Origin of the sequence: Pseudomonas sp. WSY_20 (assembly GCF_043104335.1) — a bacterium.
GTDB lineage: Bacteria > Pseudomonadota > Gammaproteobacteria > Pseudomonadales > Pseudomonadaceae > Aquipseudomonas > Aquipseudomonas parafulva_B.
The window spans coordinates 1-11,940 of sequence record NZ_JBICKP010000046.1 but is presented as its reverse complement, the minus strand read 5'-3'; the positions used below and the strand labels follow the sequence as shown (position 1 = coordinate 11,940).

At 61.0% G+C, this 11,940-nt stretch carries 8 protein-coding genes; all 8 read left to right on the top strand.

The genetic code is table 11. The features are described from left to right. Nucleotides 1-56: 56 nt before the first annotated feature. The 8 genes from ACF8E5_RS11820 (at nt 57) to ACF8E5_RS11785 (ending at nt 11,596) form a co-directional block, all read left to right on the top strand. Nucleotides 57-1,079: an AraC family transcriptional regulator gene (locus tag ACF8E5_RS11820; protein WP_058639409.1), complete on the top strand. Its 1,023-nt coding sequence runs from the start codon at nt 57-59 to the stop codon at nt 1,077-1,079. Between the two features lie 76 nt (nt 1,080-1,155). Continuing rightward, entirely contained in the window at nt 1,156-5,637 is a 4,482-nt protein-coding gene (locus ACF8E5_RS11815; protein WP_392475321.1) for an NEL-type E3 ubiquitin ligase domain-containing protein, read from the top strand. 125 nt (nt 5,638-5,762) lie between these two features. Next, a complete protein-coding gene (locus ACF8E5_RS11810) occupies nt 5,763-7,409 on the top strand; it encodes an AMP-binding protein (protein ID WP_392475319.1) in 1,647 nt (548 codons plus the stop codon). 13 nt (nt 7,410-7,422) lie between these two features. Further along, nucleotides 7,423-8,190 (top strand): SDR family NAD(P)-dependent oxidoreductase, encoded by a 768-nt coding sequence (locus ACF8E5_RS11805; RefSeq protein ID WP_058639404.1) that lies wholly within the window; start codon nt 7,423-7,425, stop codon nt 8,188-8,190. A gap of 11 nt (nt 8,191-8,201) precedes the next feature. Further along, entirely contained in the window at nt 8,202-9,395 is a 1,194-nt protein-coding gene (locus ACF8E5_RS11800) for an acetyl-CoA C-acyltransferase (protein WP_392475318.1), read from the top strand. An 8-nt stretch (nt 9,396-9,403) separates the two neighbouring features. Next, nucleotides 9,404-10,531: an acyl-CoA dehydrogenase family protein gene (locus ACF8E5_RS11795; RefSeq protein ID WP_197844284.1), complete on the top strand. Its 1,128-nt coding sequence runs from the start codon at nt 9,404-9,406 to the stop codon at nt 10,529-10,531. Between the two features lie 13 nt (nt 10,532-10,544). Continuing rightward, the gene (locus ACF8E5_RS11790; protein WP_392475317.1) at nt 10,545-11,318 is read left to right on the top strand and encodes an enoyl-CoA hydratase; all 774 of its coding nucleotides are present in this window, start codon (nt 10,545-10,547) and stop codon (nt 11,316-11,318) included. A 38-nt stretch (nt 11,319-11,356) separates the two neighbouring features. Next, nucleotides 11,357-11,596: a hypothetical protein gene (locus tag ACF8E5_RS11785; protein ID WP_392475316.1), complete on the top strand. Its 240-nt coding sequence runs from the start codon at nt 11,357-11,359 to the stop codon at nt 11,594-11,596. Nucleotides 11,597-11,940: the final 344 nt, after the last annotated feature.

Sequence of the window (11,940 nt, the reverse complement as noted above, 5' to 3'; positions counted from 1 at the left end):
TAGCGTTTTTGTCCAGTGGTCCTAAGATGGCTGCATTCGAGCAAACTGGGCCGCCAATGAGCGACAAGGACACTATCTCCATCGAATTGGTACGCGAGGCGTTGTTGCAGGCTTGTCCTCAAGCAGGCCACGCGCCTCTGGTGCTACGCAAGGCAGGCATCGAGCCGCACCTGCTTTCGCTGCCAGGTGCGCGTGTGCCGGCAACTGCTTACGCGCGCCTCTGGCGCCTGCTGGCGCGGCGCTGCAACGATGAGTTCTTTGCCATGGACCCGCGCGGGCTACGCAGCGGCAGCCTGGCATTTCTCTGCCGTGCCAGCAGGGGGCAACCAACGGTCGGGGCAGGCATCGAAACCGCACTGGCTTTCCTGTCGTTGACCCTGGATTATCTACAGCCTCACTTGATTCGCCAGCAAAGCCTGGCCGAGATCGTCATCGTCGAGCCCACTGATGAGCCTCGACGAGCCTTCACCTACTTCACATTCTGGATGATCGTCCATGGTGTGGCGTGTTGGTTGGCAGGGCGTCGCATTCCGATTCTGGCCATCGAATTGCGCTGTACCGAACCTGCCTTCTGCGATGACTACCGTGTCATGTTTTCGGAAAACCTACAGTTCTCTCGACCGCGCACCCGTATGATCCTGGCCGCCGATTGCTTCGATCAGCCCATCCGGCGCAGCGATGACGAGCTGCACCGTTTCCTGGCCCAGGCGCCTGCCAACATCCTGGTCAAGTATCGAGATCCCGACAGCCTCGCTCGACGCATTCGACGCGAGCTGAGTGAGCAAGACCCAGCGTCGTGGCCCGATGCGAATGGGCTCGCCCGCCGGTTATGCCTGTCGGCTTCCACGCTGCGGCGCAGGTTGGCAGAGGAGGGGCATAGCTATCAGGCCCTCAAGGACAGCGTGCGGCGCCAATTGGCTATCAGCTGGTTGGCGCAGGAGCAGGTTGGAATGCTGGAAATCGCAGCGCGTTTGGGCTTTGCCGACAGCAGTTCGTTCTACAAGGCCTTCCGCAAGTGGTTTGGCTGCAATCCGGGTCACTACCGAACGTTGGTCCTGGGTGCAGGGAAGGTCGATTAGGTCGGGTTTCCGTCTGCCACTCGCTGAGCGCCCATCACACAGTCCAGGTTGAATCAGCATCGACAGGACCTACACGATGTCAGCTTCCCTCACGACTGCTTCCGGCTTCAATGCGTTCTCTGCCAAGGTCGCAAGCGCTACCCATGACTTCATAGCCGCGCGCCTGCCTGAGTGGCTCAAGCGCGCTTCTCCCGCTCAGCTCAACCGGCTGCGTGACCGCTTCAAAGCGCACCAGGCCAGCCAGGAACGCGTGCGCGCCTTTACGCGGCGGTTGATTCCACTGCAAAGCTTCGCTGAGTTGCATATGCAGAGGCTGGTTGCAGATCTGCCGGGCAGCCCGGCCCTGGATGCGCTGCAGTGGCGGGAGATACGGCGCAATTTCAAAGTCCCGCAAGGCACCGGCCTCCCGATCGATGAGGTAATCGAGTTGAGAGAGCCTGCCGTTTTGCGCCTGATGCAGAATTTTCACGAGCAGGCTAGCTTCTACCTGGGCACTGGTCTGGTGAATACAGGTGAAGACAGCTTGCTCACCGCAGACATCGATGCCCTGGTGCAGGCATGCCGGGACCTGAATGCTGGCGGGCGCTATCAGAAGCTCTTGTCGCAGGTGTTCACCGACGACACCTGCAACGCACTGATTGCAGACAAGCGAGCGGCGCTTGAGTTAGCTACCGAAGTGGCAGCACTGCGCGGCGATCTGACGGCCGGGCAACAGATTGCGTTGGCGGGCTTGGCGAGCGATGAGGTCGATCACGGCGAGCTGCGTGCCTACCCAGGCTTGCTGAGCATGCTGGGGCATACCCTGTGCGATGTCGTGCTCGTCCAGTTGCGCGATGAGCACGGTACGGATCGAGGGAGCATACTCTACAGGCCCAGCGATCCTGGCCAGGCATTGCGCCATTTCACGTCCATCCAGGAAATGAACGCCGTGCTCGCGACCGCTCTGCAGAAAGAGAATTACCGGGCTTACTTCAGTCAGTTGGTCTCTGTGGAGGGGCGCGCTTCCTTTCTCGATACATTGAACAAGCGCTTGAGCGACCCCGTGCCTGACCTGTCGCTTGAAGGCGTCACAGGAACGGAGGATATTTTCTCAAGGCTGGTCGACCAGCAGGTTCAGCGAATCAAGGACGACGCGCGTCTGTTGTTGGTGCCAACCGCGCAGGTGGACCGACACGCTTCTGAAGTGCGACGCAACCAGTGGCGCTCGTTGGGTTGGAATCTGGTCAATCTGGCTGGACTTTTCATACCTGTGATGGGCGCAATGCTGCTTGGACAATTGGTAGTGCAAACGCTTTCGGAAGTCTTCGAGGGCGCAGCTGACTGGTATCACGGTCATCAGCACGAAGCTCTGGAGCACATGCTTGGTGTGGCCGAGACGATAGCAGTGACTGCCGTTGTCGGCGCCGGAGCCAACATACTGGCCAGGGGATATGCAGCCACTGATTTTGTAGAAGGACTGGAACCGGTGCGCGGGTTCGATGGGAAGTCGCGGCTATGGGCCAACGACCTCAAGGTCTACGCCAGCTTGCCGGAGGACCCACAACTTGGGAGCGACGGTTTGTACAGGGACTGGGGGCGAGCGTTCTTCCGTAGTGGCAAACGCTATTTCCAGGCGCATCGCCCTGATCCTAGTGGGCCATGGCGCTTGCGTCATGCTCAGCGTCCGGAAGGCTTCGGGCCTGTTCTCGAACACTTTGGCGAGCGAAGCTGGCGGTTGAACGATGGTCGACCACTGGAAGCGGATCAGCCCGATCTCATGCTCGAACAGCTTTGGCCTCAGGCAAGACCGCTCACTCACCAGCAGGCGAGCAAAGTGTTACAGGCCGCCGGAATCGATGTTGCCGCGCTACGGGGTTTACTGGTAGAGGCGCGGGACATTCCAGCCAGTCTGCGTGACAGCCTGGAGCGTTTCGAAGCCGATGCGCGTGTCAGCAGGTTTTTTACAACCCTGCAAGCTGGTGCAAGCCCACGAAACGAAGAAGCGTTGATGCAGTGGTGCCTGGAGCAAACCGTTGCTGGTGGAGGGTCGCAGTTGCATGAGCGCCTTCTTGAGGATGCAGGTCGCTTACGCGGGCTCATGTTCAAGCACCTCTGCCAGATACCGAAGGGCGATGATCCATTGTCCTCAGTCATCAGATCCGACATGCCGGGTCTGCCCGAGCGTTATGTCCAAAGTCTGGCCGCTGACATTGGGCGAACCGAGCGTGATCTTGCCCTGAGCACGGGAAAACTGCCATTGCGGTGCCTACGCCAGGGTGCTTCGTTGCTGCGTGTTGCCAGGTTGACCCGGGCCATATGCGGTGTATACCTGCCCAACGCTTACTGCGATGAAGCGGGCGAACTCGCATTGGCCCTGCTGCAGCGATTGGACGCATGGCCGGCCTTGCACATAGAGCTCTGGACAGACGGCCCGGGTGCGCACCGGATTGCGACGATAGGTGATCAGTCGCCGGATGCAAATCTGATCAAAATCGTTCACAAGGAGGGGCGTTTCCGGGCCATCGAAGAGGCAAGTGCAGGCTATGGTGCTTTGATAGACGAGTCGCACGACTTCTACCAGACACTGCTCGCATTGCTGGAGCCTGCCCAGCGCACTGCGCTTAATCTGGATGGCGATCACGCTGCCGCGACCTTGCGTGATCGCCTGGTGGCACAGATGCCTGAAACGCATGCCGAGGTCGAGCAACTACTTGGCTGGCCTCGACAGGATCGTTGGTTCAACCCAGGCCGGCGTATGCCCGACGGTCGCGTAGGCTACCCACTCAGCGGTCGTCCGGCTCGACGTCGTAGCCCCGACAGCCTGCTAAGGAACCGCTTACGCAATCTGTACCCTGGTCTGGCCGATGGTGCGATCGACAACCGCCTGGCGCGTTTGCTCGAAGGCCCTCAGGCTGCCTATGACGCCTTGCTGGAACTGGAAGAGGACCATGCTGATCTTGAGCGACACCTGAACCGCTGGACAGGCTTCGAGTCCAATCCGGCTCGTCAGCGGGTCCGTCGGCAGGTCGCCGACCAGATCCGCCGGGCCTGGCGACAGACGAGCGAACCTCTGGGCGATGAGGCGGCCGGTCAGCGGCTGAGCCTTGTCAATCTGAATGTGGGCAGCTTGCCCGAGCTGCCTGCCCATATCGAGTTCGAACTCACAAGATCATTGGTCATCAGTGACGTGCCGATTACGCACATGCCCGCTGGATTCCTTTCATGCTTCACCCGTTTGAGAGAGTTGAACCTGAGCAGCAACGGTCTGCTGGGCGTGCCTACGGAAATTGCCTACCTGGTCGAGTTGCGAACCCTGCGCCTTGCACGCAACAGCATTCGGCTGGACGATCACGCCTTGAACGCGCTGACCCGCCTGCCGCAGTTGACTCACCTGGATCTGAGCTACAACCCGCTGGGGGCATTTGGGATGCGCTATAACCAGTTGACGCGCCTGGTGGAACTCAACTTGCGTCACTGCAGGTTGGGTGGGTGGCCTCACGGGTTGGAATTGTGCAGCACCTTAGAACGCGTCGACCTGCGTGACAACCTCCTGCACATTGTGCCTGCGGAAATTCTACAGTTGCCACACGCCCGCCGAATGAGCTTCATGGTGGAGCGAAACCGGTTAAGCAGCGTCGAGATGCAGCGGCTCTTTGCCCTTGATTCAATCGCCGAGCATTTTCATCTTCCCGAGCCGCGGCGTGTAATCGACCCGCAGGTGACCTGTGATCTTTGGCTCGATGCAGGCGATCCGCAATTGCGTGTAAGCCGTCAGGCCCTCTGGGCGCGCCTGATGACTGATTCGGACAGCGCTGGCCTGGTACGGCTGTTGGGGCTTCTTGAAGATACCGGTGACTACGACACTGCATCGTTTCAGTTGGCGGAGCGGGTGTGGGCTTTACTCCAAGCCATTGATGGCAACGAGCAACTGAGGCAGCGAATTCAAAGCCTGGCTCGTCTGCCATTGACCTGTATGAACAGCGTTGCTGATCGGTTCAGTGAGCTTCAACTCAGAGCACTCGTCGATGGGGCTGAGCACAACGTCGCGCCGGAGCGCGGCAATGAGCTATTGGGTATCGGGCAGCAACTGTTTCGCCTGGACCGGCTTGAGCAGGTCGCCAGGCGCGATGTATTGCAGCGCCTGGCCGCGCGGGAAAGGGTGGACCAAGCTGCCGTCAGCCTGGCCTACCGTGTGAGGTTGCGGGCTCGCCTGAACCTGCCGTGTCAGCCCCATAGCATGCTCTACGCCGATGCTGCCGAGCTGACCAGCATTCAGCTTGAGAACGCCTACCGTGAGGTGATGGCAGCGATGACCCCTGACGCGCTATCGATGAGCCTGTCCCAACGTGTGTTTTGGGCCAGTTACATCCACGAGCGGCATACCGAGGTGTTTGAAGCACTGCAGGCCCAGTTCGCCGCACGTCGATCGGCATTGGCTTTGCGGCAATCAACGCTGGATGCCGTTGATTATCAGCTTCAGCTCGACAGCCTGGACACCGAGCAGGCCGCTCAGGACCAGTCGCTAGTATTTGAATTGACCCGGCAATTGCTGTTAGGGCGCGAACGCGGATTGGGCTAACCGCCGTTGTGGCCAAACCGATCATCCACAATGAATGGTTTGGCCATTGTGGTTACGCCTGAGCGGCGCGAACATCGTCCGGACTTAACCGTGCACTCCAACAATAAAAAAGCAGGAGTCTGACGATGCGTGACTACGCCGAGGCCGCTCGCTCGTTCCATTACCTTGGTGCCGCGCAGGCGGCCTTGCAGGGCGAGCTGCAGGCCCTTAACGCCTGTGTCGAGTGTTGTGATCGCCACACGGGCGTCGACAAGGTGGCCCTGCACTGGCTGGACAGTGAAGGCAACTACGAGCAGCTGACTTTCGATAGGTTGCAAGTGCTGGCCACCCGCTTTGCCAGCGTCCTGCGTGCCCATGGTGTCAGTGTGGGCGACCGCGTAGCGGGGCTGTTGCCTCGCACCCCGCAACTGCTGATCACCATTCTCGCCACCTGGCGCCTGGGTGCCGTTTATCAGCCGTTGTTCACCGCCTTCGGGCCTGCTGCGATCGAGCACCGACTGCACCAGTCGCAGGCCCGTGTTGTGGTCACTGACCGCAGTAATCGGATAAAGCTCGATGATGTCAAAGCTTGCCCGCTCACGATCACGGTCGATACCCGCGATGGCGAACCGGACTTCCAGCGGTGTCTTGAAAGCGCCTCGCCTGATTGCGAGCCGGTCATGCTCACAGGTGACGATCCCTTCCTGTTGATGTTCACATCTGGAACCACCGGGCCTGCAAAACCCCTTGAAGTACCGCTACGGGCCATCGTAGCGTTCCAAGGCTACATGCGTGATGCCATCGATCTGCGCCCCGAGGACAGGTTCTGGAACCTGGCTGATCCGGGCTGGGCGTATGGCTTGTATTACGCAGTCACCGGGCCGCTTTCATTGGGCCACGCGACCACCTTCTACAATGGCCCCTTCAGTGTCGACAGCTGCACGCAGGTCATTACCCAGTTGGGCATCAACAACCTGGCCGGCTCGCCAACGGCCTTTCGCATGCTCATTGCAGCCGGTGAGCAGTTCAGTACCCCAGTCAAAGGACGCCTGCGCGTGGTGAGCAGTGCAGGGGAGCCCTTGAACCCGGAAGTGATCCGCTGGTTCGCCGAGCATGCCGGGGTAACCATTCATGATCACTACGGGCAGACGGAGCTGGGCATGGTGCTGTGTAACCATCACGGCCTGGCCCACCCGGTGCACGTAGGATCTGCAGGTTTTGCCATACCGGGGCATCGGATTGTGGTGCTCGATGAGCAGGGACGCGAACTACCCGCCGGTCAGCCGGGTATCCTGGCGGTGGATCGCGAACAATCGCCCTTATGCTGGTTCGCCGGTTACCACGGGTTGCCGACCAAGGCCTTTGTCGGCAAGTACTACCTGAGCGGCGATACCGTCGAACTGAACCCCGACGGCAGCATCAGCTTCGTCGGGCGCAGCGATGATGTGATTACCACGTCCGGGTATCGGGTTGGGCCTTTCGATGTGGAGAGCGCATTGATCGAGCACCCAGCCGTTATTGAGGCTGCAGTGATCGGCAAGCCTGATCCTGAGCGCACCGAGGTGATCAAGGCATTCGTGGTACTGGCCAAGGGTTACGGCGCCAGCGCCGAGCTTGAAGAGCAGCTGCGCCAGCATGTTCGCCAGCGCCTATACGCCCATGCCTACCCCAGAGAAGTCGAGTTCGTCAGCGAGTTGCCGAAGACCCCCAGCGGCAAGCTGCAACGCTTCATCCTGCGCAATCAGGAAATAGCTCGACAACACGCGCAGCTCGCCACCACGGCCAGCGCTTGAAAGGAAACCGACCATGCAAATAGCCAACAAACACTTCATCGTCAGCGGCGCTGCCTCCGGTCTAGGCGCCGCCACCGCGCACATGCTGATCGAGGCAGGCGCGTCGGTCATGCTTGTGGACCTCAACGGCGACGCCGTGCAAGCCAAAGCCCGCGAGCTGGGCGAGCGCGCGCATTTCAGCGTGGCCGACATCAGTGACGAAGCAGCTGCAAAGGCGGCCGTATCGGCAGCACTTGCAGCGTTCGGTAGCCTGCACGGTCTGGTGAACTGCGCAGGCATCGTGGGCGCTGAAAGGGTATTGGGAAAACAAGGCCCGCACGGCCTGGCCAGTTTTGCCCGTGTCATCAATATCAACCTGGTGGGCAGCTTCAACTTGCTGAGGTTATGTGCCGAGGCGATGGCCGACGCAGAGGCGGACGACGGAGGCGAACGGGGCGTGATCATCAACACGGCCTCCGTCGCGGCCTACGACGGCCAGATCGGGCAATGTGCCTATGCAGCGTCCAAAGGGGCCGTTGCCAGCCTGACGTTGCCCGCCGCGCGCGAGCTGGCGCGCTACGGTATTCGTGTGATGACCATTGCGCCGGGCATTTTCGAAACCCCGATGATGGCCGGGATGACGCCCGAGGTTCGTGACTCGCTCGCAGCGGGCGTGCCTTTTCCTCCGCGCCTTGGGCGTCCAGAGGAATACGCGGCGCTGGCGCGCCACATCATCGAGAACAGCATGCTCAATGGTGAGGTCATCCGTCTGGACGGTGCCTTGCGCATGGCAGCCAAGTGAGGATAACCCCCATGAACACCCGAGAAGATCCCATCGTCATCGTCAGCGCAGTACGCACCCCGATGGGGGGGTTGCAAGGCGAGCTTAGCAGCCTGTCTGCCGTGCAGTTGGGCAGTGCGGCCATTGGCGCCGCGATTGAGCGCGCTGGTGTGCAGGTGCACAGCGTCGATCAGGTGCTGTTCGGCTGCGTGTTGCCGGCAGGTCTTGGGCAGGCGCCGGCGCGTCAGGCTGCACTGGGCGCCGGCCTGGGCAAGCACACCACCTGTACGACGCTTAACAAGATGTGTGGGTCCGGCATGCAGGCTGCCATTCTTGCCCATGACCTGCTGGCGGCAGGCAGCGCCGACGTGGTGGTCGCCGGTGGCATGGAGAGCATGAGCAACGCCCCTTACCTGCTGGACAAGGCGCGCGGCGGTTACCGCATGGGCCATGGCAAGGTGATCGATCACATGTTCATGGATGGTCTTGAGGACGCCTATGACAAGGGTCGCTTGATGGGCACGTTTGCCGAAAACTGTGCCCAGGCCAATGGTTTCAGCCGTAAAGACCAGGACGATTTTGCCATCGCATCGCTTACCCGTGCCCAGCAGGCCATTCTCAATGGTCGCTTTACGGATGAAATCGTCCCGGTGGAGGTGACTGAAAGCAAGCAACGCCGTCTGGTCAAGGACGACGAGCAGCCGCCCAAGGCGCGCCTGGACAAGATCGCGCAATTGCGCCCGGCGTTTCGAGACGGCGGTACGGTAACGGCTGCCAACGCCAGCTCCATTTCAGATGGCGCGGCGGCACTCGTGCTGATGCGTCGCTCCGAGGCGCACAAGCGAGGTTTGAAACCGATGGCCGTTATCCACGGCCATGCGGCCTTCGCCGATGCACCGGCCCTGTTCCCGACCGCGCCTATCGGGGCAATCGACAAGCTGATCAAACGCACGGGTTGGGCGCTTGCCGATGTCGACCTGTTTGAAATCAATGAAGCGTTCGCCGTGGTGACCCTGGCAGCCATGAAGCATCTGGACCTGCCCCACGGCAAGGTCAACATCCATGGCGGCGCCTGCGCACTGGGCCACCCGATCGGCGCTTCAGGGGCGCGCATCCTGGTCACGCTGCTGCACGCCCTGCGCCAGAACAACCTGCGTCGTGGGGTGGCGGCCATCTGCATTGGCGGTGGTGAAGCCACGGCCATGGCTGTCGAATGCCTGGAGTGAGGTAAACCATGCTGGTCAACGAAGAACAACAACAGATCGCCGATGCCGTGCGCAGCTTTGCCCAGGAGCGGCTGCGCCCTTTTGCCGAACAGTGGGACAAGGAGCATCGGTTTCCTCGCGAAGCCATCGAGGAAATGGCAGCGCTCGGCCTGTTCGGCATGCTGGTGCCTGAACAGTGGGGCGGAAGCGACACCGGTTATGTGGCCTATGCTATGGCTCTGGAGGAGATCGCGGCCGGCGATGGTGCCTGCTCGACCATCATGAGCGTGCACAACTCGGTCGGGTGTGTGCCTATTCTGCGTTTTGGCTCTGAACAGCAAAAGCGTGCGTTTCTAACGCCCCTGGCAACCGGCGCCATGCTCGGGGCATTCGCCCTGACCGAGCCACAGGCAGGCTCCGATGCCAGCAGCCTGAAAACCCGCGCGCGCCGTGAGGGCGAGCACTACGTGCTCAATGGCAGCAAGCAGTTCATCACCTCCGGCCAGAATGCCGGGGTGGTGATCGTGTTCGCCGTGACGGATCCGCAGGCCGGCAAGCGCGGCATCAGCGCGTTCATCGTGCCGACCGACGCACCGGGTTATCAGGTGGCCCGTGTCGAGGACAAGCTCGGCCAGCATGCTTCCGATACCTGTCAGATCGTGTTCGACAACGTGCGCGTGCCTGTGGCCAACCGACTGGGTGAGGAAGGTGAGGGCTACAAGATTGCCTTGGCCAACCTTGAGGGCGGGCGCATCGGCATCGCGGCCCAGTCGGTAGGCATGGCGCGCGCCGCCTTCGAAGTGGCCCGTGACTATGCCAAGGAGCGGCAGAGTTTTGGCAAGCCGCTGATCGAGCATCAGGCTGTGGCTTTTCGCTTGGCGGACATGGCAACCCAGGTCGCCGTCGCCCGGCAGATGGTGTTGCACGCTGCCGCCTTGCGCGATGCGGGGCAACCTGCGCTGGTGGAAGCGTCCATGGCCAAGCTCTTTGCTTCGGAAATGGCAGAGAAGGTGTGCTCAAACGCCTTGCAGACCCTGGGCGGTTATGGCTATCTGAGCGACTTCCCGCTGGAGCGCATCTATCGCGATGTGCGGGTTTGCCAGATTTACGAAGGCACCAGCGATATTCAGCGCATGGTCATTGCGCGCAATCTTTGAAGGAGCAGACCACATGGCATTTGAAACCATCCTGTTGGACATTCATGGCAAGGTTGGCCTGATCACGCTCAATCGCCCGCAGGCGCTCAACGCCTTGAACGCGCAGATTGTCAGCGAACTGAACCAGGCCTTGGATCAGCTCGAGCGCGACCCTGGCATTGGCTGCGTGGTGCTCACAGGTTCGGCGAAGGCGTTTGCCGCTGGCGCTGACATCAAGGAAATGGCTGAGCTCAAGTACCCGCAAATCTACGTGGACGACCTGTTCAGCGATGCCGACCGCATCGCCAACCGGCGCAAGCCGATCATTGCCGCCGTGTCGGGGTTTGCGCTGGGCGGTGGTTGTGAGCTGGCGATGATGTGCGACTTCATTTTGGCTGGCGATAATGCCAAGTTCGGTCAGCCTGAAATCAACCTTGGGGTGTTGCCGGGCATGGGAGGCACGCAGCGCTTGACCCGTGCGGTGGGCAAGGCCAAAGCCATGGAGTTGTGCCTGACCGGTCGCCTGATGGGTGCTGAGGAAGCGGAGCGCTCAGGGCTGGTGGCGCGTGTCGTGCCGCAGGACGAGCTGTTGCAGGAGGCGCTGAAAGTGGCCACCACCATCGCTGCCAAGTCCATTCCGGTAAGCATGATGGTCAAGGAGAGCGTTAACCGCGCGTTCGAAGTCACCCTCAGCGAAGGTGTGCGATTCGAGCGGCGGGTGTTTCATGCGGCGTTCTCTACCGAAGATCAGAAAGAAGGCATGGCCGCGTTCATCGCCAAGCGTGAGGCGCAATTCAAGGATCGTTGATGGGGGCGTTTTGCAGGGATTTGCACGGTGGTTCAAGGATGAAGAAGCGTCGCGCTCAGGGTGATGCAGGTGCGATACTTTTGGTGTTCCTGTTTGTTGCTGCGCTTATGATGTTGGCGTCTCGGTATCCCAGCATGATCGAGCGCAGGGTTGAAGCGCGCAACGCGCAGCAACAGGCGGTGCAGCCTGAGCGGCGGGTTACCGAGACGACAGTTGAGATCATGTTGCCGGACGGGCGGCGTTTGCCGCAGCTAGAGTCGGAGGCATTGATCAAGTAGCCAAAGTGGCTTTTAATCCTTGCCGCTGCCGCTGCCGCTGCCGCTGCCGCTGCCGCTGCCGCTGCCGCTGCCGCTGCTCTTGCTCTTGCTCTTGCTCTTGCTCTTGCTCTTGCTCTTGCTTCTAAGCGCGCGGTCGTCCAGGCGCCGCAGATCGCGACTTCAGGAGGCCGAGCGCAGGGCTTGCGGAGGGAGGTGACAGGCATGGATGCCTGTCAAGCGCTGGGCCCCAGGATGGGGCCTGCAGCGCGGTCCTCCCGGGAGCAAGCCTGGAGCGAGGGAACCCCGGAGCGTAGCGTAGGGGCCGGATGATAGGAGCAGGCGGTTTTTGCTTACTTTTTGACAAG

Excerpts from the sequence above, each read along its gene's own strand:
- ACF8E5_RS11810 (WP_392475319.1), top strand. The coding sequence starts at position 5,763 with ATGCGTGACTACGCCGAGGCCGCTCGCTCGTTCCATTACCTTGGTGCC.
- ACF8E5_RS11820 (WP_058639409.1), top strand. The coding sequence starts at position 57 with ATGAGCGACAAGGACACTATCTCCATCGAATTGGTACGCGAGGCGTTG.
- ACF8E5_RS11795 (WP_197844284.1), top strand. The coding sequence starts at position 9,404 with ATGCTGGTCAACGAAGAACAACAACAGATCGCCGATGCCGTGCGCAGC.
- ACF8E5_RS11800 (WP_392475318.1), top strand. The coding sequence starts at position 8,202 with ATGAACACCCGAGAAGATCCCATCGTCATCGTCAGCGCAGTACGCACC.
- ACF8E5_RS11790 (WP_392475317.1), top strand. The coding sequence starts at position 10,545 with ATGGCATTTGAAACCATCCTGTTGGACATTCATGGCAAGGTTGGCCTG.
- ACF8E5_RS11805 (WP_058639404.1), top strand. The coding sequence starts at position 7,423 with ATGCAAATAGCCAACAAACACTTCATCGTCAGCGGCGCTGCCTCCGGT.
- ACF8E5_RS11815 (WP_392475321.1), top strand. The coding sequence starts at position 1,156 with ATGTCAGCTTCCCTCACGACTGCTTCCGGCTTCAATGCGTTCTCTGCC.
- ACF8E5_RS11785 (WP_392475316.1), top strand. The coding sequence starts at position 11,357 with ATGAAGAAGCGTCGCGCTCAGGGTGATGCAGGTGCGATACTTTTGGTG.